Below are 23,541 nucleotides of genomic sequence, written 5' to 3'. Positions count from 1 at the left end.
TCACGCCTTCAACGCCGCCACCGAAGCCCCTTTCACCACCTCCGGAGTGATCCATGAATTTCCTCCCGGATGGGGATTGCCGGAGATCAATGAGGTGAGGCGGCGCATCACCTGCTTTGCCACCGAATCAGGATCGACATCGTAACCGGAAACCTCCGGCACAAGATGCTCCAGAAATGGCTCGCGGGCGAGGCTGATCAAACTGATGTCCGCGGGCACACGGATGCCACGGGAACCCAGCCATGTCAGCACGGTGGCTGCTTGGCGCGGCCGGGTGGCAATCAGCGCGGTGGGAGGATTCCGCAACTGCAATGCACGGGCCAAGCCACGGGCAATGCCATCCACCGTGCCGTTCTCCGGAATCTCGAATGGCTGGAAGCCCGTCTCGCCAAGATCAAGCGCCCCCTTCACAGCGGCCGCAATGCCCCGCAGTGACTCCGTGGGAACGAGGATACCTACGCGCTGGTGACCGAGCCTCCACAAGCGTCCGGCGGCGTGGCGAGCGGTTGCCTCCCAATCGACATCGAGATGGGGCAGATCGATCCCTTCGTGCGGATAGCCCCGGATCAAACATGGCAGTCCCTTCTGCATGAACCACCGCTGCACCGGTTCGCTTGATCTCAGCAGAATCCACGCGCTGCAGGTTTCCTCTGAAACGAATGCCTCGAGGTTCTTTGCCGGAGCACGGCGTTCATACCACGAAGGAGCGAAGACTTCCAAAGACCCACCCTTTCCCGCGATCGCGCGCCGGATCTGATCCACCTCCAGAAGCGCAGGCTGGGACAATTGTTCAAGAGGCCGGTGAGCGAGGAGGCCGATCTTCAGGTGTTTGCCCGCGTTGGATTTTCTAGCGGCGAAAGTGGTGACCAGAATGCGTCGTCGGCTCCCCGCCTCAGCCGGGCTGATGGTGCCCTCCCTTTCAAGCTGTTGCACGGCGAGACGGACCGTATCGCGGCCCACCTGCAGCAGCTCCGCGAGACGCCGTTCCCCGGGCAGGAACTCCTTCCACTCGCCGCCCTGGATGCGCAGCCGCATGACCCGGCTGCTTTCATGGACAAGGTTTCCCCGCGAAGGCATTGGCAGCTCCGTCATGTCTTGCATATTTCCCGATTCACAACGGGATGCAAGCATGCGGAAGATGAATCACCGGCAAACCGGTTTGTTTTCAAGACCAGTACTCCGGCTATCGCCATTTTTGATTCCGGCATGAAATAAAATGAGCTTGCCGGAGGACTCCTCCTTGCACCCAAAGTGATCCTTGCCTGCTTTCATGAGTTCCTCCCTGACACCGTCGCTGATCGCTGCCGCCCTGTCCGTTCTCCCATCCGCAGGCGTGGCCGGGATCTCGACCACGCTGCTGCCACAGGTGCCGGATGAACGCGGCTTCGCCGGGGCCTTCACCGGAGTGCAGGACCACATCCTGCTCGCGGGTGGCGGGGCGAATTTTCCCGATGGCCGGATGCCATGGGACGGCGGAACGAAGGTGTGGCACGACAAGCTCTTTTCCCTCGATCTCTCAAAGCCGGATGCGACGTGGCAGGAGATTGGCAAACTTCCTGCCGCGAATGGTTACGGCGTTTCGCTGACAGTTCCCGAAGGCGTGCTTCTCATCGGCGGCGGAGATGCCGCCCGGAATTTCCGCGAGGTCCATCTGCTGACGCTGGAGGATACCACACCCCGTTTCCGTGCCCTGCCGCTGCTGCCGGAACCTCTCGCCCAGATGTGTGGCGCGATGATCGGCCGCAAGGTGCATCTGTGCGGCGGCATCGTGAAGCCGGACTCTACCACTGCCTCGTCCAAACACTGGGTGCTGGATCTGGATGCGATGGAGAATGGCTGGAAGGAGGAGGCGGGACTGCCTGCTCCGAGCCGTATCCTCGCCACCGCCGCCGCTGTCGATGAATCCTTCTTCGTCATGGGTGGTTGCTCGCTGGCACCCGATGACCAAGGCAAACCCAAGCGCACCTACTTGCAGGACGCCTGGATGTTCAAGGATGGCAGATGGACGCAACTCGCCGACATGCCCCGGCCTGCGGTGGGGGCTGCCACACCCGCACCGGTGGTGAATCACTCCCTCCTCCTGGTTTCCGGTGACGATGGCACTCAGGTCGGTATCGCGAAGCCGGAGGAGCACAAGGGTTTCGCCCGCGACGTCCATCGCTACGATCTTGTCTCCGGCACATGGAGCAAGGATGGCATGCTTACCCTTCCCCCGCCGGTCACACTTGCGGTTGCTCCCTGGAAGGACGGCACGATCTTCTTCAACGGCGAAGTGCGGCCCGGCGTCCGCACCAACCAGGTCTTCATCCTCCACCCGGATCGCTGAAGCCATGTCCGATCTCCCAACAAACAACGCCTCACGTCAGGCATGGCTCACGGTCGCCCTGCTGTGGCCGGTGGCGTTGTTGAACTACCTGGACCGCCAGATCTTCTCGACAATGAAGCAGTCGATCATGTCCGGCGTACCGGACATCGCGACCAACGAGCACTTTGGAGATCTGATGGCGGTGTTCCTATTCGTTTACGGGTTCTTCAGTCCGGTGGGTGGTTACGTGGCGGACCGTTTCAACCGGAGATGGGTGATCATCGTGAGCCTGGGCGTGTGGTCCGCCATCACCTGGCTGACGGGACATGCCACCACCTATCAGCAGATGTGGTGGGCACGGGCGCTCATGGGAGTCAGCGAGGCGTGTTACATTCCCGCGGCACTGGCCTTGATCGCGGACTTTCATCGCAGTGGCACACGTTCGCGCGCCGTGGGCATTCATCAGTCCGGGATCTATCTCGGTATCATCCTCGGTGGACAAGGTGGCTACATCGCGGACTCCAGCCACGGTTGGCGCGCCGCCTTCCATTGGTTCGGCCTCGCGGGAGTGATTTACGCGGCGGTGCTTCTGCTGTGTCTGAAAAACGGGCCGAAGGTTTTCTCCGACGCCACACGCGGGCCCCGGCCCGGCGTGCTCATGTCCCTGCGCCAACTCTTCGGCATCGGATCGTTCATCCTGCTCATCTTGTATTTCTCACTTCCCGCCATGCCCGGCTGGGTGGTGAAAAGCTGGATGCCCGCCCTTCTCGCGGAGACCTTCCATCTCAACCAAGGAGAAGCCGGAGTTTCTGCAACCTTATGGATCACACTGGCTTCGATCGGAGGAGTCGTCATCGGTAGCACTCTCGCGGACCGATGGACGCGGCTGACTCCGCGCGGACATGTGTTCGTAAGCGCGATCGGAATGGCGGTGTGCATTCCCGCGCTCTTCGGGATCGGCTATGCGCCGTCGCTGGGCGTGGCGATCGCCTTCCTGATCCTCTTCGGCCTCGGATGGGGATTCTTCGATGCCAACAACATGCCGATCCTCTGCCAGATCGTGCGCCCGGAACTGCGCGCCACCGGTTACGGGCTGATGAACATGGCCAGTGTGACCGTCGGCGGCCTCGCCGTGAAACTGGTGGGGGCGATGCGCGACGCCGGTTCATCCCCCGCCCTGATCTTCACCACCTTCGGGATCATGGCAGCTATCGCCGTGGCGCTGGTGCTGATGATTCGTCCGCATGGAGCCACAGCATCCACCGATTGATCCAACGTTCTTCATTCGTTCCCAACCATGTCCCTTCACGAACTCGTCGCCGCCACCCACTCCCCGTTTCATGCGGACGGGTCCATCGCACCGGAAGTGATCCCCACCCAGGCCGCCCTTCTGGCAGCCCAAGGTATCCGCACCGTCTTCATCACCGGCTCCACCGGCGAATCCCATTCCCTCTCCTGCGCGGAGAAGATCCGGCTCTACGACGCATGGGCGGAGGCCGGACCGGCCAATGGAATCTCGGTGATCGCCCATGTGGGTGGAAACTGCATCGAGGACTGCAAGACCCTCGCCTGTCACGCTGGCTCGCTCGGATTTTCCGCCATCAGCGCGCTGGCCCCATCCTACTACAAGCCTGGTAGTATTTCATCCCTGATCGAATGGTGCGCCGCCATCGCCAGGGAAGCTCCGCAAACGCCATTCTACTACTACGACATTCCGGTTCTCACCGGAGTGACGCTGCCGATGGAGCAATTCCTGGTGGATGCCCCGGCCCGCATCCCCACCCTTGCCGGCATCAAGTTCACCAATCCGGATCTCGTTTCCTACCGCCGCAGTCTTGAAGTCGCCGGGGACCGTTTCGATCTGCCCTTCGGCATTGATGAGGCCATGCTCGGGGGACTCGCCGCCGGCGCCCGTGGTGCGGTGGGCTCCACCTTCAACTGGGCTCCGCAACTCTATCGCGATCTGATTGCCGCCTTTCAAAAAGGAGACTTCACCGAAGCCCGCCGCCTGCAATCGCTATCGATCGAGATGATCGACGCGATCGCAGCCACCGGCTTCCTCGGCACGGCCAAAGCCCTGATGGCACGCCTGGGCGTTCCAGTCGGACCCGCACGCCTGCCTCTCGGCAATCCGACGACCGCCCAAGTCGATGCCCTGCTGATCAAACTCCGTGAACTCGGCTTCGAGCAATGGGGAGCAAAGCCCTCCACCCTTGCCAACGCCTGATCACCTCTCCGTGACACTCGCCGAATTCTATCACGACCAGTTGTTCAACGACTGTCTTCCGTTCTGGTTCCCACGCTCGATCGACACCGAGCATGGGGGGTTCCTGCATTGTTTCGATGGCGATGGCACGCTTGTAGACAACGACAAGTCCGTCTGGGTGCAGGGCCGCATGAGCTGGATGTTGCTGACCCTGTATCTCGAATACGAACGTCGTCCCGAGTGGCTGGCGTGGGCGGAGAACGGATTGCGCTTTTTGGAGGAGAAATGCATCGATCCCGAGGACGGGCGGATGTTCTTCCATGTTATGCAGGACGGCACTCCGGTGAGGAAGCGCCGCTACGCCTACAGCGAAAGCTTCGCAGCCATCGCCTGGGCCGCCCATGCGGCAGCGACAGGTGACCGTGATTCAGCGGAGAAGGCGCGACATTGGTTCGATCACTTCGTAAACTGGAACTTCACCCCCGGACTGATGCCGCCGAAGTTCACCGGTTCCCGGCCGATGGAAGCCATCGGCCCCCGCATGATCGGCTTGGTCACCGCGCAGGAACTCATCAAACATCTCGGACCGGATGAGGCACTGAACGGCTGGATTGACCGCTTCCTCGACGACATCCGCCGCCTTTTCGTGAAACCCAGCCTCAAGGTGGTGATGGAACTCGTGGAGCCGGATGGATCGATTTCCGACCACTTCGACGGGCGCACCCTCAATCCCGGCCACTCCATCGAGGCCGCCTGGTTTATCCTGGAAGAAGCCCGGCGACGCGACAACGATCCCGAACTCATCCGCATGGCCTGCGACATGATCGACTGGATGTGGGAACGCGGCTGGGATACGGAGTACGGCGGCCTGTTCTATTTCCGCGATGCTCATGGCAAGCCGGTCCAGGAATATTGGCACGACATGAAGTTCTGGTGGCCACATGACGAAACACTCATCGCCACCCTGATGGCTCATCGCATGACCGGCGAAAGCCGCTATCTCGTCATGCATGAGAAATGCAGGGAGTGGTCATTCAAGCACTTCGGAGATCCCGCACATGGCGAATGGTACGGCTATCTCCGCCGCGATGGCGTGCCGACCAGCACGCTCAAGGGCTCATTGTGGAAATCCTTCTTCCACCATCCGCGGGCGCTGTGGCTGTGCCGCCAGCTCTCGTCCGAATAGCCCTCATTGTCCGGACGCTCCGGAAGCCTTTTGCTGCTGGTAGGCCACGACCGCGAGCTGATGCTCGTAGGCACCCCACGCGGCCCATCCACCCCAGAGGCGAATCTGCTGTTCCAAGGTCAGTTCGGCCTCTTTCCAGCGGCGGGCATACTCCGGATCTTCCGGCTCCAAAGAACCAACACCGGCCTGCTGCTCGAAATCCGTCTGGAGGCTCTTGATCGTCTCTTCCGGGAGTTGCGGAATCCGTTTGCTTATTTCCGAGGCTCCCAAGGAATAAAAAAGAGGAAGCTTTGCCGGTTCTTCCCTCTCCGCTTCCGCCGTCCGTTTGACTTCTGAAGACCCGGGAGCGACGTCGCGAGATTGCAGTTGTGCGACTCCTTTGCCAGACGAGGCCAGCGGCGCGGGGAAATTTGCAGCACGCTCCGAACGAACGGGCACGGATTCCTTCCCTTCCGTTTGAACAGGGATCTGATCATGAACGGGAATCCCATCGCGTTTTCCGGCATTCCCGCCGACCGGCGCTCCGACGACGGCCTTTCCGGGTGTATCAAAACCACGGGGAGACAATGCCGATCGCTGCGTGATCCTTTCCGCTGGTTCCCTCCTTTCCTCCTTCCGTTCGCCCATAGATCTCCATGCGACAAGTGCTCCCGCAGAGCAAATGAGGGCGATTGCGGAAATGGAGAGAGGTTTCATAACAGACGGCTGGGAATCAGCAAATCTCCAAGGAAAAATGGCATCTCCGGACGAACCGGAGATGCCACCGAATGAGCACGTCAACCGATGATCAATCGAAGTGGAAGACGGTTTCGCCATCGCTGCCACGCTCGCACTGCATGTCGCCGAGGCGGATGGTGGTGACCGAGGTGTTGAACGCGGTGGGCAGGTTGGTCTGGAGGTCCGTCAGAAGGCTGAGGGACTGACCGGTCTGGTCGCCGCGATCGAAAAGGTGCTCATAGCACCAGAAGGTATAGCGGCCATGGATCACATCGCTCGCTGCGGTGTAGAACACACCGTTGTGGGACACTTCCGTGGCCTGGTTGGTGGCGTTGGTCGCGGTGGAGGCATCGCTCACGCCGAGGTAGGCGATGGCGTGGCCGTTGGCGGCGGTGGTCACAGCACCAAGAGCACCGGCGAGGGTGCCGCCGCTGACGTAGCCGTCATTACCGATGTTGGTCCAGCTGGTGACCGGATTTCCAACCGGCTGGTACTGGGTCAGACCGGCGGAAACGCCAACGCCCATTTCAGCCATGGCGGAGAGGCGGGTACCGGACTCACCGTTACGACCCAGCGCGTAAACCTTGTTCGCCGCGTGTGCGGGAATGCCGGTGAACTGGGCGAGGCTGACGGTACCAGTCTTGAACAGCGTCTGGGCAAGCTGGGGAGTGATGTTGGTCACACCGCTGGCCTGAGCACCACGGCTGGCCACCCACTTGAACGGAAGGACGGCAAGCGGGGTGTCATTGGCGGGGGTGGTGTAAACCGTGGAGGATTGGAACACATCCGAGAAACCGAAGGACGGGATGTGGTTGAAGCTCGCCGAGGTGATGTTGCCAAGCGAGTTCACGGTGGTGCCCTGGACGCCCTGGCCAGCACCTTCGATGCTGTAGTTCACGTTGGTGTCGAAATCGGCAGGCTTGACCGGGAAAGCGACGTTCTGCGACTCGACCACGGTGTGGATACCGGCCACGGAACCCGTCCAGGCGCAATAGATCGTGATCGGATTGCCGCCGTAGTTGCCGCTCAGGACGATGAAGCTGGAAGCATCGACGCTCTTGGTCAGATCGGAGTTGAGAGCCTTGTCGAACACCGCGCGCTTGTTGGTCATATGTTCGCGCAGATACTTCATCACGACGCCGCGGAAGGCGGACGAACCGGTGAGGTAAACGTCATCGGCCGAAGCCGTGGCGATCGTGCCGCAGGCAATGGCGGCGCAGACGAGCATGTTTTTGGTGGTCATTGGAGTGTATATGGTTGTCTGGTCAATTCGAATGGGATCAGGCGGAACGGCGGCGGCGGGAGATCAGGAGGGCGGAGCCACCGAGCAACGCGAAGAGGCTGGAGGGCTCGGGAACCATCGTGATGGTGCCGTTGGAGCTGATGGAGAATGAGCCCACGTAGGAGCTGTTGGCGGAACCGTTGCCGGTGATATTGAAGAGCGAAAGGGACTGGGTCACATTGCCTTCGATGTCGCCGGGGAACGCACCAAAGTCGGTGTTGCCGGTCGCACCAGCCTGACCGGCGACACCGCCGGCACCGAGGTAGCCGCGCCATGCGTTGGCGCTGCCGTCGGCTTCACGGCCGCCGTAGATACCGCCGGCCATCGCCGTGGCGTCGTCAAGGCCGCCGGGGAGGCCGATGCCGATCACGTTGGTGATGTTGCCGGAAACGGTGCTGCGGGCGCCGGAGGTGTTGAACACCCAGGCGGCGGGAACCGTGCCGGGGGTGGTTTCCGCGCGGGAGCCGTAGATATCGCTCGCACCGGTGGTGCCAACGATGGCCCAGACAAGATCGGTACGAGTGGACCAATTGGCTCCGTAAATGGAGACCAAGTCCGCGCCGATGTCGCCGCGGTTATAGGTGCCGCCCGTGGTGGAAACGGTGACGGTGGAATCGGCATCCCGGTAGAGGGAGGCCTGGCCGATGCTCACCACGTAACTGGTTCCGGCACCCTGGCCCGAAAGGGCGCGGAAGCCGACAATAAGATCACCAGAGGCGACGGTCGCTGCTTCGGAGGAGGCAGCACCCGCGACGCACGCCGATGAAATGGCGAGAAGGAATCGCTTTTTGAGGTTCATGTGTAGTGTATCCGTGTTGGGGATGGACGAGGTGTGAGAAATGAAAGGCGGGGTCCGGAGCCAATGACTCTAGTGCCAAGATTTCGTCACATGGCTTCCTCACGGCACGACCCGAAGGCGTGCAAAGATCTTCGACTGGCCGGTAGGAAGCGTGAAATCGATCGAGCCGGTGCCACCCGCCAGGTTGGAACCCACGTCCGTCCATGTCTGGAGGTTGGTGGAAGTCTGGACGAATACGGTGGTCACCGTACGTCCCGTGGCGCGCGGCCAGATGACGTGTCCGTTCGTGACTCCGATGTGAGAGGTTGACGCATTTCCCGGGGTGCCGGTGAAGAACTCGACACCGTTGGAGATGCCGTCACCATCGAAATCCTGGTCGTATGACTGTCCGCCAGCGTTGGTGGCCGCCCAGGTGGTGTAGTTCACGGAGGACGGTGCAGGCGTGTAGACCACATCGCCGTTTCCCTGGATCTTGAAGTAGCCGAGGTAGGTGGCCGCAGTGCCGCCGGAAATCCGGAAAAGGCTCAAGGTCTTGTCCGGGGTGCCTTCGATCTCGCCGCCACCGGTCTGGGACCAGGAGAAGTCGAAATTACCGGTATTGCCAGCTTTGCCAGCAACACCACCGGGGCCCATGTACTGGCGCCAGCTGTTGGGATCCGTATCCGGCTGACGGGAGGCGTGCGAGTTGCCCGGGCTGACGGCCGAATAGCGGAAACCGCTGACACCGGCAACGCCGAGCACGTCGGTGAGGTTCGCGGCGATCGTAGCACGACCGGACGAAGTATTGATCGACGGGCTGGTCCCCGGAACGTTCTCCGCCGTCTGCGGGCGGCTGAGATACAGCGTGTCCTCCGCGTCACCATGGAAAGCCGCATTGCTGTCCGGGCATGCTCCTACTCCGTAAAACAGATCCGTGCGGGTCTGCCAGTCGAACCCGAAGCGAATCTCCAAGTCGGCCGCGAGGTTCGTGATGGTGATGGGACCGGTGGCGTCACGGTATGATTCGGCCAAGCCGATATCCACGACGTAGGAGGAGCCAACGCCGGTACCGCCGGTTACGCGGAACCCCATCAGCACCGTGCCTTGAGGAGCGGTGACGGCGTCCGCCGCCATCGGAATCAGGGTCATGGCGGTCAGCGCCAGGGGGAACATTCGGGGCATTTTCATGGTGGTCTTGCTTGGATGGCTTGATTGTTGAAACTATGAATTTAGTAGCCCACCGGGGAACGTGCGGTGGTGCGGGGGGGGCGGCTTTGTTGGAGCGACCTTCGTGACACCCATCGTCCATGGGAAGAAGCAGCGGGTGGCGAAAACGTCACATCTTGCCGGCAAAACCAGGACAGCCTCCCCCACGATGTGACAACCTGGACACGAAAGCCCATCCGGCCTCGCCACGCTTCGCGTGCGGCCGGTCCCGGTTCGGAGACAAGAGGCGTCAGCCTTCGGCCGGCTGGTGATCCTTCTGTTCCTCCGTGGACGGTTCGTCCTCGTCGGAACCTCCGTATCCAACGACCTCCACAACGATGATGGACGGCATTTCCTCCATGGTTTGCTTCGGCTCGGCGGAGCGGGATGCGGCTTCGTTTACGGCGGTGTTCGTCGCCGCTGCGGTGTTGGAGGATGCTGCCAGGCTTCCAAGCCCTGGTCCGGCTCCTCCGAGCGAAGGAGTTCCCGCACTATTGCCGCCCACGGAAATGTTTCCAGCGTTCGCGACCACGGCTGCGGCGATGTTCAGGTTGCCGGAAACGCGGATGCCAGCATCACCCGCATCAACGGTGCCGACGGGTGCGATCAAATCGACATCGCCCGGCTTGACCCCGGCCACCGAGGTGAGCACACCGATACCACCACCGGTTGCAAGGCCAGCAAGGTCCGTCTTCACATCCGCGCTCTGCGGATCGATGAGCACACGGGTGGGGGGGGCGGACTGGACGGTCTTGGACGACGAGCCCGCGGCAATGTTGCCGAGCGAGGACCAGATGATTTCATCACCGCCACGCAGCGTGAAGATACGGGAAATACCGAGGTTCACGTCATTTCGGGTGAAGACATGAATATCGCCACCGGACTCCGTGATGATCCCCGGAGGTGCGAGCGGATTGCCAATCACCGTGGAAGCCAGCGCCAGCGATCCGCCGGGAGCGAAGATCGAAATATCGCCACCGTTTCTGGTCCGGATGTCGCGGGCCTGGGTGGTGATGTCACCATCCCACGCATCCCCCGGGAACAGCGTGGTGATCGCCAGTTTGCCCCGTTCATAATTCTTGAAGCCCTCGCTATCCTCCTTGCTGGCCGTGTCGGCCTTGTTGTGATTGCGACCGGCATCACGCAACACCAGATAGAATACCTGAAGGGCGACTTGTTTCTGCTTCTCCGATGACAGCGCGTCGAATTGCTCGGTGGTCAATCCGATTTCCTTCAGCAGGGCCGGGCCCTCGCTGGCCTTCACGAACTTGTTGATGAAAGCGGTGAAATCCGCCCGGCTCTCATCCAAGGACCAAGCATCGCCCACTCCCGCCCCGATGATGACATCCGCGCCGCCGAAAGGCAGATACGGATTCCGGCCATTGCCGACGCTGGTAATGCCGGTTCCTGTGCCGTCGGTGTTGTTGGTGCCGATGCCGAGATCGAGATCGCGTCCGGCAAACACCTCAAGCGTCCCAGGTCCGGCGATCTGAATGTCCCCGGCCTGTGGCGTCTGACCACTGGCAAGCACGTTGCCGGTGGAGCGGGCGGCAATGCGCCCGGAGGTATTGGCATCGTAGGCGATCAGATCCCGCCCGGCGGAAACCACCGAGACGTCGCTTGTGCTGACGTTCTGGAGATAGATTGCGATGTCCCGGAGATCCCGGCCTGCGAGGATCCGGCCAGCCTTGCCGGAGAAAAGCGTGATACCCGAAATATCCGACTCGGAATAAATCCTCACCGGCTCGTCATCGCCAGAGTGAAGGGCCCCGGCTGTATGCAAGCCCTGTTTCTTTTGCAGCGAACCATCCAATGATCCTGTCTCAGCGAACAAGGCATCAAGATTCGCAAGGAATCCGGTATTGGTTTTGTTCGCCCCGCTGCCGGTGCCCACCAAGGTTTGATAGGCGAACGGGTTGATGACGCCCGGAACCGAAGCCGGATTGACGTCCGACAGGTTGATGCGGCTGGCGCTCCAGAAGCTGGTACCGGACACCACGCCTGCGATCTGGAAACCGTCGACCGACCCGGCGGAGAGCAGTTCCAAATTACCCACCGGTGAAGGGGAGAGCGTGAGATTCCCCACCAGCGAGATATTTCCGGAGAAGGTGGTCACCGAGAGGCTCCCCGGCATGAGAGAGTAGCCGGTGCTGAATTGGTTCACGGCGGACTCGGTCAGGCGCAGCCACGGTTGGTAGAACGACACGGAGGGCTCCGTACCCGTCTTGAGCAGAAGCTGGCTTTCGAACCAGGTCTGCAATGCAGGCTGGGCGGCCGAAAGTCCGCCACCGCTGTTCACGACGCCTTCCCGGATCTTCACCGAACCGCCCAGCGAAGAGAGCGTCACCGAGCTGTCTTTATCATACGTGGAGAACCAGGTTTTGTACCAGTAGCTGTTGTTGTAGCCCTGCGGGAGCATGAACACGTTCGCCACCGGCCCGAGCAACAGATCACCACCGGCGGAAACATCGAAGCTCGACTTGCCGACAAAGAGAGTTGTGCCCAGCCAGGTCGAGGGATCCAGGATCGCGGCGGGACTGCGGAAATTCCCGAGAGAAGGAGAGCGGGTCGCATTCGTGGTGACGGAACCAGTGGCATGCAGGGTGCCCTCGCCCCGCTCCACGTAGTAAACACCGCCATCGATATTGCGGCCCGCGCGCACGATCAGATCGCCGCCACCGAGTTCCACCAGCTTGGACGCAACCGGTTTCCCACCCGGCATGCGGGCATTCGTGGCCACGGCGGCATCGACGTTCTTCACGTCCCGGCCCGCGGTAAGAGTCACGTTGCCGCCACCCAAAGCGCCAACACCTTCGAAGAAGTTGGTGAAGTCCACCCACCAGGCGGTCGAGGCGGTTTCGCCGTATTTCGAGATCCCGTATTCGCCGGTGGCAGGATCGACATAGCCACGCCGGTAGAGCCAGTTGATCGGCATCTGGTGCTCGGAGTCATCAATGAGCTGGCCGAGGGAGTTCTGGGTGAGATGGATGATGTCGTTCCCCGCGTAGAGGTCGATGTCACCGCCCGCGGCCGTGAATTGCACCGCCGATGCCGGATTCTGCTGGATCGCTCCGAGCGTGCCGACGGCGGACCCCACCAGCGACGGCGTGGGCGTGGAGAAGGTCCCACCCAGCGTCTGATCCGCCACCAGCGTGCCAGCGGTATAGATGGTGGCGAACTGGTTGAGGAAGCGGATGTCACGTCCCGCGGCCACATCGATATCGCCGCTTCCCGTGCGAATGACCTGATAGGGATTCGACGAGGTCGTGGATGCGAGAAGCGTGGAAGTCAGGGCATTCGCGCCGCCGGTAATCTGGGCATCGAAGGCATTCTTTCCAAGCAACAGCGAACCGGAGTTCGCAGCCAGCGATGACATGCTCTGGACTTGGAGCACGTCCGCGGCGGACAGGTCCGCTCCGGCCGTGATCCGGTAGGACCAGCTCTGGATGTTGTCCGGAAGCAGCGCATTGCGCGCGAGCAAAGCGGAGCGGTAGGAGCTGGTGTTGAAGCCGTCGTTGATCGAGTTGTAGAGAACGATGTTCGTGGAAGACCGCAGGGTCAGGACACCCGGCGCGCCCTTCGGGCCAAAGCGGTTGGTGGAGAGGTTCCAATCGTCCGTCGGCGTGGAGATGGTGCTGCCGAGTACGATGTTTCCCGTATTTGGAGTGACGGTGGTGACACCGGTGGTGGTGAAGCTGCCCGCCACGAGGGCCACCGGGATGGCCCCGCCGGTGCCGCCACTGGCAAAGGTCAGGGTGCCCGCGCTATTGAGCGTCACAATGCTGCCTGCCGCCACCTGGGTGTTGGTGTTCGCGGCGAAGTTCGTCACCACACCGGTGGGCGAGGTGATAGTGCCACCCACGGTGGCCCGGATGCGGTTGGTTCCGACCGTTCCCGTGGGCATGGAAACACGGGCTCCCGCCACGAGATTGATACCACTGGTACCCGCGGTATTCAGGGTGACCAAAGTGCCGCGGGTGGACACGGAGGCCACACTGTTGCTGGCGCTGGTATTGTAGGTGGATCCGCTGGCGAGACTGACCGGGATCGCCCCACCGGTGCCGCCAGTGGCGAACGAAACGGTGCCGCCGCTGGCAAAGGTGATGGTGCTGCCCGCTTCGATCGTGGTGGCGGTATTGGCCGCCAAGGTCGTCACCACGCCGCTGGCGGAGGTGATGGTGCCGGCGACCGTGGAGGTGATGCGATTGTTGCCCGGAGTTCCGCTGGGGAAGGTCAGGGTGCCTCCCGCGGATGGGACCACCACACCGGCTCCCGCCGCATTGAGCGAGAGGCTCACGTTGGAGGCGGTCGCACTATTGACAACCTCGGCTCCGGGAGCGAGGACCAGCACGGAGGACAGCCCGCTGTTGTGAGCGAGCAGGCGGTCCATCATCGCCGTGTAATTGGAAGTGGTCGTGCCGGATGCGCCCATGAAGGACTGGCCGCTGCTCAGGATTTCCGATTGAACGCTGGTGGTGATGATGCCGCCGTAGTCGATGACATCATAAACCTTGTAACCTTCGACGAGGATGTTCGAGGCATTGCGAACCTCGCCATCGATGGCAGCTACCGCCAGATCGTTGTTCGCGGCATTGCGCGGGGCACGGAGATGGAGCGTGCCTTGGAACTTGCCGGCAGCAGCGCTGGAAGCCGTCCAGGAATCCACCGTGAGATCGACCAGCGATCCCGACTGGAGGGCGATCTGCCCGCCGTTGTTCCCACGGGTCTCAAGCGCGATTTCGCCGCCCTTTCCAGCCGAATCGAAATCGGCGGCGGACACGTCGATCTTCGCCCCGCTGGCGAGGGTGACACTGTCTCTGGCCACCAGGCGCACGGAGCCGCCGGTGGAACCGGAGGCATCAATCGTGCCGGTGAGGGTGATCGAGCCGCGATCCGCAGCCAGCAGATAATTGTGAACATGAGCCGTGCCATCGACCGCCACGTCGCCATTGCGGACGCGGAAGGAACGGGAAGCATCGAAGGAAGCCGTGTTGAGGAAGGTATCGATGGCCGCCAGTGAAGCCAACGATCCGGTGTCCATGACGAAGACGCCACCGGCACCTCCCGCACCACCACCACCGAGTGCGGTACCCGCGAGAGTGATCGTTCCTTCCGCGGCGGAAACATCCAGTTCACCGCCATCCCCACCACCAGGGCGGGCGGAAACATCGAGCGATCCACTGTTGGAAAGCACGACGTTGCCGTGGTCGGAAGTCAGGCGGATGCGCCCGCCATCGGTATATTTCGTGACGTCCTTGAAGCGCCGCGAGATTCCTCCGGCCTCGATGGAACCGGAGACGGTCACATTGCCGGATGTGGCATGTATGAGCACGTCCCCGCTCGGCAGGACGATGCGGGAACCGACATCCACACTGCTGCCGGTCAATGCAAGCGAGGCTCCCAGCCCTGCCGCTGACACGGTTCCATTGCTGGTGCCATTGGAGGCCACTGAAAGGCTGCCATCCGCGGTGACAGCGTAGGCGGTTGCCTTGCCAGCGTAAACCACCGGCGAAGACACGGATAGATTTCCGGCTGCCCGGAAGCTACCGGAAGCGGTGGTCTGAAGAGCGGTGGTCGCGTCCAGAGTGATATTCGAAAAGCCCTTCACCACCATCGCCCCCGTGCCAAGAAACAAGGTCTGTGCGTGGAATGCCAGGTTTCCGGAACCGGCGATTGATGCGGTCGAGGCCGTGCCGCCCGGCAGGTTGTCCAGCGAGATGGATTTTGCAATGAAGTCCACCTCTCCTCCCCCGTTCTGCAAGCCCCGGATTTCAGCCGCGCGCAGGATGAGCGAATCGAGCACCGGCTTTCCACCGGCACCGTATTCCCCCACCGTTCCCGCCCCGAGCAGATCGAGGGACGAATAACTCGCCAGCGCGAATGATCCTGCATTGGAAAGGGATGCCAGGGTGGATCCGGCGATCACGAGCCCGGCGTCCGCGCCAGGAGTGATCGCGGGATCGAGTTGAAGCGTCACATGGCCGCTGCTGAGCGAAAGCGATTTCGCATCGAGCGTGGCCCCCGAAGAGAGCAAGGTTTTCGAAGTCGAATCGAGCACCAGTCCGCTTCCCTTCAGAATGGAGCCGGAGCCCACATCGAGCTCCACTCCGCCGCCCACAGTCACGCCACGGCGCAGGATCGAGGAGGCATTGGAGCCGCCCACACGTACCAGCGCGCCATTGCCACTGCCCGCGGTCCCGGTGTCACCGAAGATGAGGGTGTCTCCCGCGGGAGGAGTGCCGGTTTGCTGGATCGTGGCGCCATCATCGATCTTGAGGCTGCCCTTGGAGGCGAGAATGATTTCGGTTCCCGTCAGAGGGGAACCCGCGTTGTCCACGGTGAGGTTGGTGGTCGTTACGGTGACCTTCGTACCTTCCGAGGTGGTCTGGCGATAACCGCCGATCAAAAGACTTTCCGCACCGAAGCTGGAGAGGAGCGAGGCATCCAGAGTCAGCACCCCTGAAGCCGCCGGTGCCCCCGCCCCGGCGATGACGATGTCCACCGGGCTGCTGATATCGATCAGGCCGCCACGGAAACCGGTACCCGCCGCGGAGAAAACCTGTCCACCGATGGCCATGGCCTGGGTCGCCGCCAAAACAAGCTGGCCCGAATCTCCGGGCAAACGCAGGCCGCCCGTGGTGGTGAGGAAGGTGTTTGCAAGCAGCTTGGTATATTCCGCGCGCTTGGCGATGGTCTGGGCCGAAGCCACCTCGAAGCGGGTCTGGATCACCGGCACGCTGTCCGACGTCATGCCATTGAAACGCGTACCGGAAACGATCGACGATCCATCCGGCTTGCCAACCGTGCCAACCGCGGTGCCGGACTGCGGCGTGACCAGATAGGCGCCGGGGAGCAACGCGTAACGGGCGGGAAGAAGCGTGTAGGTGCCGGCTGGCAGTCCTCCCCCACCCTGCAGTTGCACCTGATCGCCCACCTGGAGACTGCTGTTGGTGTAGCCCGGATTCCCGGAAAGAGCCGAACCCGAGCCAAACGGCGCATAAGGAGCAAAGGATGAATCGTATCCCGGGATGACGGCGAAGCTGCCGCTCGAGGCCAGAATATCCGTGCTACCGCCAAGCCCGCTCACAAAGCGGAAGGCCAGAAGGTCGCCTCCACCCCGGACATCCACCTGGGAGCCTTGCTCGGTGATCACCGAGGCACCGGCGAGCTTGATGGATTTCTGCGGTGCTCCGGAGGACGTGATGTCCACTCCGGTCGGATCAAGCCATGTGGAGCCATCAGGGCTGATACCATATGGAATGGTGACTCCCTTGCCCGTGACCGGGTCGATGGCGGATACCGAGGTGACACTCTGCGAACCCAAGGTCAGATTCGCGGTCGGCGTGTAGGTCAAACCGGTGAGGACATCCTTGGGAGCCGTACCGGTGCCATCCCACCCGAGTTTGATCGTGCCGAAAGGCGCGCGCAGCACTCCATTCTGATGGATCGTGGAGGCATAGATCGAAAGCGTGCCACCGGCGGAGAGAGGCAGCTTCTTGGTTCCGGAACCCTCAATCGTCACGGAGCCGTGGTGCAGGACCGAGGCTTCCGTGTAGTCGAAAGCCGCGATGGTGAAATCCATCGCCGTGGGCGGATAGATCTGCGCGGCCTTGAGCTTGAGATCCCCTGCGATGGCAAGGTTACCGTTGCCGCGGATGTCGCCATGATCGGCGGTCAGATTGGCGGTGCCGATGCCCTGCATCGAAACATAGCCGACATCGATCAGATCCGCCGATGCGTTGAACGAACCGCTGCCGTGGGCGGCGGGCAAATAGGCGGTGCTGGTACCGTTGGCGAAGCCGAGCGCGGCTTTCTGCTCCGGCGAAAGCGGCACGCCCAATCCGGTACCCAGCACGATGTGGGAGGCGTCCAGATTGACATTGCCGTTGGCATAGATCGCCCCGCTATTGCTGCCGCCTACGGAAATACGTCCCGCCGCATGAATCGTAACGTCTCCCGAGAATTTCACCGGGTTGCCAAGATCGAGATTGGCGAAGCCTCCGTTGGTGAAGTCATCCGCTGAGAAGCGGACTCCACCATTCACCCCACTGGCATCCAGCTCCATCTTGCTGCCGATGGACACGGACATCGTGCCCGGAATGACGGTACCGGAGTTCGTGACCACGATGGCCGGGTCGAAGAAAAAGTTTCCCGTTCCGGAACCGGGGCGCAGTCCTGATGAGGAAATCGCAAGTGTTCCGCCGGAAGCAGTCGATCCTCCCGCACGGCCCAGCAGCGTTGCGTCCGTGAGCAAGAGCTCGCCGCCCTTCAAATTGATCGCTCCACCATCGCTCTCGACCGTGGTGGACTTGCCACGCGTGGACACCGGCTTGCCCGTCACCGGATTGGTGGTGATGAGATCCGCGATCGATTGGCCGGACTCGCCGGGCAGCAAATCGAGCACACCGGATGTGCCCGAGACATCGAGGACGGCCCCACTCTTCGCCACGAGATTTCCGGACACCGTGATCGTTCCGCCATCCAGCACCTGGCCGCGGCGTCGGCCGAAGGTATCCGGAATCAGCAGGGTGGCCCCCGAGGCATCCAGCACCGCGGTGGAGCCCAGCACCACCGTCACGGCAGGCAGAGCGCCTGCATTGTCATCCGCGAGATTCGTAGCACCGCTCACCTGGAGGGTGCCTCCGCGAGCCCGGAGGGTGCCATCCATCTGCACGGCTGTGCCTTTAATGGAAACGCTGCCCAAAGCTCCGGCATCGATCACCGCTCCGGCCTGAACGACAGTCACAGCACGCACGATCGGGCTACCAGAAAGGTCATCGGTCGCTCCCGTGGATGAAAACGACAAACTCACCGGTGAACGCAGCCCTTCCGGCTGGATATAGGAATCGAACACCACCGGCTGTCCGGCGGGGGTATTGCGGACGATCCAACTGGTCACCTGCGGCTGGATGATCGTCCCGGCGGTCACCAGCATGCCCGGCGTGTCCGCCGTACCGATGCCGGAAAGAGCAAAGGACGAGAACCCACCTTGATCAAAGAATGACGGATCGACCACGAACGTGCCCGCTTGCGACGAGGTGCCGCCGACCTGCATGGCCAGCGTGGTGAGCGAAAGAGAGCCGCCCTTCGCACCGGAATAACCGCGAAGCTCCGAGCCAAGACTCAAAAGCCCTCCGGTAACTCCCGACAGCTTGGCATCACGACCAGTGCCGATCGAAACGGAACCGGCATTGCCGTAAGTCACCTTGCCTGTGGAGGACAGCATCACTCCGCCCGAGACGTCAATGACCGACCCCTGGGCAAGATCCGCGGAGAAGGAATTGATCGTCACCTTTCCTCCGGTGGTCACCAGCGGAGTCTGCGCCCGGGTTGGAGAATCAGGACGGTCGTCCACAATCAAACCCGCGGTGCTCAAAGTGGAACGGGCTCCCAGCGTGAAGTGCCCGCGATCGCTGTTGGCGGGTGGCAATGTCAGAATGTTGGCCGCGCGCCGTTCATCCGCGACAGCGGGAGAGATATTGTAGGTGGTGAAGGACAGGCTGCCACCTGTAGCTGTCATCGAACCTTGGATATCGATGTTGGCTGCCGAGAAGGTGATGGAACCTCCACGACCCGCGGTGAGGCTCACCGTTTCCGGCACCACGATGTCACCATCGAGGTTGGTGATGGACAGCGATCCGAATCCTTCCGGTCCGAGAAGATCCGAGTCCAACACCACGTCCGAAACTCGCGAAGCCGGGAGCGCGACAGGCACGCCCGATCCATCGGTAGCGTAGTCCGCCACGGCTTCCTGGGAGGGAGTCTGCGCAAAGCTGATCTTGGGAGGAGTCGGCGAATACTGGGATGCCTGCGTCGCACCGGACGTCAGCAGGCGATCCGCCGTGAAGGAAAGATTGAGCGTGGAGTTGGCTGGAGTCAGCGCGCGCTGGCGCTCGCCAACATGGATCGCCCCCTGCAAGCTGCCATCAAGCGCCATCGATGGAGCGGAAATATTGAGCGTGCCACCGCTGCCACCCGCCGTGAAGCCTTCCTGATACCGCGTGCCATTGACGGTGAGCGGACTGATGAATTGTTCGGTGGGGCCCCACCTCGTTTGAGTGATGGTGCTTCCGCCCGTATAGACCCCGTCATATTTGACGTCCGGAGTCGCGGCGGTGATGTCGATGATCTTGCCATCCCTCATCACGCGGGACGTCTGAACCACACCTCCTTCATAGTTCACCCAACCGCCGGAAACATCCACGGAGGCGCCATTGCGGACGACCACCGAACCACCGGCATTGAGATTCACCGTACCACCGGAGGTGGTCAGTTCACCAACGGTGCGCTGGACGAGATTGACGTAGCCGGAGACATCCGCCAGCGGCGTGCCCACCCAGGTTTTGCCGTTGTAAACGCCGGTCTGCGTGATGTCCACGTAGATGGTCTGGCCGCGGAGAGCGCCATCGCGGTTCAGCGGCGAGTCGGCAAGCTCCGAGCCGCGCAGTTCCACCTCGACGATGTTGGAGGTGACGAACGACTTCACATTCTTCGAACCGGAGACATCGATGATCGAACCCGCATCCAAATCGATCCGGCCACCGGACCGCATGAAGAAATAGATCGGAGACTGGTTGGCGCTGAACGTCTGGGTATTCCAGACGCCGGCGTTCACGGTCACATCGCCGCTCGTCGCGACCAGCAGCGAATTGTCGTCGAAATGGACATACTGGCCGAAGATATTGACCTGTGACTTGAGAGCCAGTTGGGAACCCACCACCTTGTCCTTACTGCCAAGCTCCGGGAGCACCGAGGTCACGCTGCCTTCGCCCAAGGTCACGCTGCCGGTGGTGCGATTGAGATAGGCCGGGCCTTTGGTCGCCGTGGAATCATAGGCGACGTTGGCGATCGCGTCATAGTTCGCCAGCAAATCGATGCGTCCGTTGAACGAAACCGAGGTGGTGCTGGAGATGACACCAAGCTGATTCACCGTCTTGCCCGCCATCGTGATGTTGGCCCGTGCGGAATCAATCAATCCGCTGTTGGTGGCGGTACCTGCGTAGGCGGAAATCGTGGAGACCGGGTCCACCACCGCACCGATGTAAACATCCAGGCCACGCAGGGAGGCGTCGGACGTATCGTGTGCCACCACACCCACCTGAAGGCCGGCGGCGAGAATCGTCTGACCATCCGGAGTGGCGATGGTGCCGCTATTGGTGACATTCGGTCCCACCAGCATCACGCGGCCGCCGACGTGGGCCGAGGAGGATGGCGAGGTGATCGTGGCACCGGATTGCACGATGATGTCACCAAACCTGGTGGTGGAGTCGATGTCATCCGAAGCTCCCTTGTCGAGACCATCGAAAAGGAACTGGTGGTCCGGGTTGTTGAGCAGACCGTTTTGGACGAGCGTCGCGTTGATCGGCAGGGAGGATGCGACCAGCGCGTGGGTATTCACCTGCGAGCCTCCGCCAAAGATGATGCCGTTGCGGTTGATGATATAGACCTGCCCGGGTGCCTCGATGGAGCCGAGGATCTGGGTAGGGTTCGCGGAAGGATCGTTGACCTTGTTGAAGGCGATCCACTGTCCCGCATCCGTGCCACCCGCACTCTGGTCGAAGGTCAGCTTGGTATTCTTGCCTACGTTGAAGGTCTTCCAGTTCAACAAAGCCTGTTGAGCGGTCTGCTTGACAGTCACCTGAGTGGTGCCGCCGCTGTTGGTGCTCTGCACCGGCAGGTTCGCCCCCTGCCAGAGAGTGGAATCGGTGCCGACGCGTGGATCCACCTCCAACCCGCCGATGGCCAAGCCATCCGGCACATCCGGCAACGTCTGCGAAGGATTGTTCGGGTTCTGGCCGAGATTATTGGAGCCGTTGTTCTTCGCCAGATTGCGCGCGGCGGTCTGCATGGCCTGCACGGCCTGGATCGCCTGGGTGGTTTTGGCGAGTGAATCATTCGCATTACCCGCCGCGTTTGCCGAGATCGGCGCTGGAGTATTGGTGGTTGCCACCGCGCCAGCCGGAAGCGTGTTCGCCGCCGCACCACCGCGAAGCAGGTCACCACCATTCACCACGATGGTCGTTGCCAGTGTACAGACACATCCGAAACGGATCGCGTGCTTGCGGGCAAAGCGGCGGGAAAGGAAATGGCGGCGGGGTTTCATGGCGGATGGAAACAAAAAAGGCCCGGCACGAGCGGCCGGGCTGATGAAAAGTTATGGCTTCGAGTCGGCGGCGAGCTTCGACAAGGCGATCTCGTTGATGACCACAGGGTTCTCCTGGATGAGCTGGGAAAGGTAGGCTTGGGTGGCGGCTTTGACGCGTTCGGTCCGGACCTTTTCTGCGAGGGCTGCGCGGACTTCCTCGAAAGGCGGCGTGTAGCCTTCCTTCACCTCCATGACCTTCACGATGTGCCAGCCATCCAGCAGACGCAGCGGCGCGGTGGTCGCGCCCTTTTTCAAGGTAGCGACCTTGGCCCGGATTTCGGGCTGGATTTGTTTTTCCAACAACCAGCCGATTTCACCGCCCTTCGAGGCGCTGTTTGATTCGTCGCTGTTCAGACGGGCGATCGAAGAGAAATCGGATCCGGCGTGGGACAAGCTTTTGATCACACTATCGAGCTTTGCTTTCGCCTTTGCCTCCGCGTCCTCGCCGCCTTCCTGCGGAATGGCGATGAAGATCTGCGCGAGCTGGAATTGCTTCGGGACGAACAAGGAATCCTTCGCTCCGTCATAGGCCTGGCGAAGTTCCGTTTCGGAGGGGACCGCACCGCTTTTCTCCGCCTGCGATTTCAAGTAGCTCTCGGTGATGGTGGAGCGGCGTGAACGTTCAAGCTGGGCGGCGATTTCCGGTTTTTGCTCCCACTTCTCATTGGCAGCCTGTTTGAGCACCAGGCGCTGGATGAGCATCGAGCGGACGACTTGATTCAGCAGGGCCGGATCTTTTGCAACGGTCGCACGCTCGCGTTCATCGAGTCCGTCCAAAGCAGCCCGGATGTCCTGTTCGCCCACCTCAGTATCACCGATCCGGGCGACTACTCCTTCTCCGGATTTCGACGCGGTTTCGGCGGCCAGCAGCCCGGCATCCGAAAGACCGAGCGCCCAAAGCCCGGCCATCATCGAAACGAGATAAGGAGACACGGCTTTCATGATTCAGCGATTGGCTTGCTCCGCAGCAGTCTTCGGAGCCTCCGCTTTCTTCTCAGGCTGGCCTTTCTTCGGAGCCGGTTCCGGTTTGATGCGGTTGTCCTCGATCTTGTCGCCGTAGTCCTGCACCAGCGTCTCGATGCGCGCGCGGGTGATGCCGGTGAACGGCTCGCGCGCCGACAACGCCTCGCCCACCCCGAACTTCGCGTAACGGTCCAGGATCTCGTTCGCGGTCTTCGCCAGCGCGACGTTCTTCGCGCGCTGGTCCTCGACCTTGCGGCGCAGCACCGCGTTCTGGTCGGTGAGCTTCACCCGTTCGGCTTCCTTCGCCGTCGCGAGTGCGGCGGCCTTGGCGTAGCCGTCCTTCCACTTCTCCAGCGCTTCCTTGAACTTGCCGATGAGCTGTTCCTGCGCGGCGACCTTGCCGTTGAGGTCCTCGATCTGCTTCTTCGCCGTGGTCTGGTCCGCCGCCGCCTGTTTGGTCAGCTTCTCGACCTGCGCGGTGAGCTCTTTCACCTTGGCGTCGTTGGCGTCCTTCTCGGCCTGCAGGTTGGCCTTGTCGGCTTCCGCGGTGCGGAGCTGGAGCATCGTCGCCTTGAGCGATTCGCGCAGCTTGGTTTCAGCCGGGCTGGGACCGTCGGCGGCGGGCGCCGCGGCCAGCGGCAGCGCGAGGGCGAGGGCGAGGAGGAGAAGGAGGGAGCGCATGGCTTCGAGGAGAGGAAGAGGATTTGAAATCTGGGATCTGGAATTTCAGAGGTGGAACGGTCGCGCCGGACG

12 protein-coding genes are annotated in these 23,541 nt (G+C 61.8%); 4 read left to right on the top strand and 8 right to left on the bottom strand.

Translation table 11 applies throughout. From position 1 onward, the window contains the following. Positions 1-1,035 (bottom strand): substrate-binding domain-containing protein, encoded by a 1,035-nt coding sequence (locus KBB96_RS01500; RefSeq protein ID WP_211631720.1) that lies wholly within the window; start codon positions 1,033-1,035, stop codon positions 1-3. Between the two features lie 235 nt (positions 1,036-1,270). On the opposite strand from KBB96_RS01500, the gene KBB96_RS01495 reads away from it, so the two are divergent. The 4 genes from KBB96_RS01495 to KBB96_RS01480 are packed head-to-tail and all read left to right on the top strand — an operon-like array spanning position 1,271 to position 5,697. Then, on the top strand, positions 1,271-2,326 hold the full coding sequence (locus KBB96_RS01495; RefSeq protein ID WP_211631719.1) for a galactose oxidase: 1,056 nt from the start codon (positions 1,271-1,273) through the stop codon (positions 2,324-2,326). Between the two features lie 4 nt (positions 2,327-2,330). Further along, entirely contained in the window at positions 2,331-3,575 is a 1,245-nt protein-coding gene (locus tag KBB96_RS01490) for an MFS transporter (RefSeq protein ID WP_211631718.1), read from the top strand. A 27-nt stretch (positions 3,576-3,602) separates the two neighbouring features. Beyond that, positions 3,603-4,532, top strand: coding sequence for a dihydrodipicolinate synthase family protein (locus tag KBB96_RS01485; protein WP_211631717.1), 930 nt, complete (start codon positions 3,603-3,605; stop codon positions 4,530-4,532). Positions 4,533-4,542: 10 nt separating this feature from the next. Further along, on the top strand, positions 4,543-5,697 hold the full coding sequence (locus KBB96_RS01480) for an AGE family epimerase/isomerase (RefSeq protein WP_211631716.1): 1,155 nt from the start codon (positions 4,543-4,545) through the stop codon (positions 5,695-5,697). Positions 5,698-5,700: 3 nt separating this feature from the next. Here the strand turns inward: KBB96_RS01480 and KBB96_RS01475 are convergent, their stop codons facing one another. From KBB96_RS01475 to KBB96_RS01445, 7 genes are all read right to left on the bottom strand, one after another. After that, positions 5,701-6,522, bottom strand: coding sequence for a hypothetical protein (locus KBB96_RS01475; RefSeq protein WP_211631715.1), 822 nt, complete (start codon positions 6,520-6,522; stop codon positions 5,701-5,703). Next, on the bottom strand, positions 6,485-7,657 hold the full coding sequence (locus KBB96_RS01470) for a hypothetical protein (RefSeq protein WP_211631714.1): 1,173 nt from the start codon (positions 7,655-7,657) through the stop codon (positions 6,485-6,487). Before KBB96_RS01470 ends, KBB96_RS01475 begins: the two co-directional genes overlap by 38 nt. A 37-nt stretch (positions 7,658-7,694) precedes the next feature. Next, on the bottom strand, positions 7,695-8,495 hold the full coding sequence (locus KBB96_RS01465) for a PEP-CTERM sorting domain-containing protein (protein WP_211631713.1): 801 nt from the start codon (positions 8,493-8,495) through the stop codon (positions 7,695-7,697). A gap of 99 nt (positions 8,496-8,594) precedes the next feature. After that, the gene (locus tag KBB96_RS01460) at positions 8,595-9,662 is read right to left on the bottom strand and encodes a hypothetical protein (protein ID WP_211631712.1); all 1,068 of its coding nucleotides are present in this window, start codon (positions 9,660-9,662) and stop codon (positions 8,595-8,597) included. A gap of 268 nt (positions 9,663-9,930) precedes the next feature. Further along, complete coding sequence (locus KBB96_RS01455) at positions 9,931-21,783, bottom strand: filamentous haemagglutinin family protein (RefSeq protein WP_211631711.1); 11,853 nt, start codon at positions 21,781-21,783, stop codon at positions 9,931-9,933. Positions 21,784-21,834: 51 nt separating this feature from the next. Then, a complete protein-coding gene (locus KBB96_RS01450; RefSeq protein ID WP_211631710.1) occupies positions 21,835-22,767 on the bottom strand; it encodes a peptidylprolyl isomerase in 933 nt (310 codons plus the stop codon). 3 nt (positions 22,768-22,770) lie between these two features. Continuing rightward, positions 22,771-23,469, bottom strand: coding sequence for a hypothetical protein (locus KBB96_RS01445; RefSeq protein ID WP_211631709.1), 699 nt, complete (start codon positions 23,467-23,469; stop codon positions 22,771-22,773). Positions 23,470-23,541: the final 72 nt, after the last annotated feature.

This window comes from Luteolibacter ambystomatis (assembly GCF_018137965.1).
GTDB classification, from domain to species: domain Bacteria; phylum Verrucomicrobiota; class Verrucomicrobiia; order Verrucomicrobiales; family Akkermansiaceae; genus Luteolibacter; species Luteolibacter ambystomatis.
Note: the sequence above shows the minus strand (reverse complement) of the source record. Positions and strands in the feature narration are given on the sequence as shown.

Bases quoted from the DNA above. Each gene is read 5' to 3' on its own strand.
- KBB96_RS01465 (WP_211631713.1), bottom strand. From the start codon at position 8,495: ATGAACCTCAAAAAGCGATTCCTTCTCGCCATTTCATCGGCGTGCGTC.
- KBB96_RS01485 (WP_211631717.1), top strand. From the start codon at position 3,603: ATGTCCCTTCACGAACTCGTCGCCGCCACCCACTCCCCGTTTCATGCG.
- KBB96_RS01490 (WP_211631718.1), top strand. From the start codon at position 2,331: ATGTCCGATCTCCCAACAAACAACGCCTCACGTCAGGCATGGCTCACG.
- KBB96_RS01500 (WP_211631720.1), bottom strand. From the start codon at position 1,035: ATGCGGCTGCGCATCCAGGGCGGCGAGTGGAAGGAGTTCCTGCCCGGG.
- KBB96_RS01470 (WP_211631714.1), bottom strand. From the start codon at position 7,657: ATGACCACCAAAAACATGCTCGTCTGCGCCGCCATTGCCTGCGGCACG.
- KBB96_RS01460 (WP_211631712.1), bottom strand. From the start codon at position 9,662: ATGAAAATGCCCCGAATGTTCCCCCTGGCGCTGACCGCCATGACCCTG.
- KBB96_RS01450 (WP_211631710.1), bottom strand. From the start codon at position 22,767: ATGAAAGCCGTGTCTCCTTATCTCGTTTCGATGATGGCCGGGCTTTGG.
- KBB96_RS01445 (WP_211631709.1), bottom strand. From the start codon at position 23,469: ATGCGCTCCCTCCTTCTCCTCCTCGCCCTCGCCCTCGCGCTGCCGCTG.
- KBB96_RS01495 (WP_211631719.1), top strand. From the start codon at position 1,271: ATGAGTTCCTCCCTGACACCGTCGCTGATCGCTGCCGCCCTGTCCGTT.
- KBB96_RS01455 (WP_211631711.1), bottom strand. From the start codon at position 21,783: ATGAAACCCCGCCGCCATTTCCTTTCCCGCCGCTTTGCCCGCAAGCAC.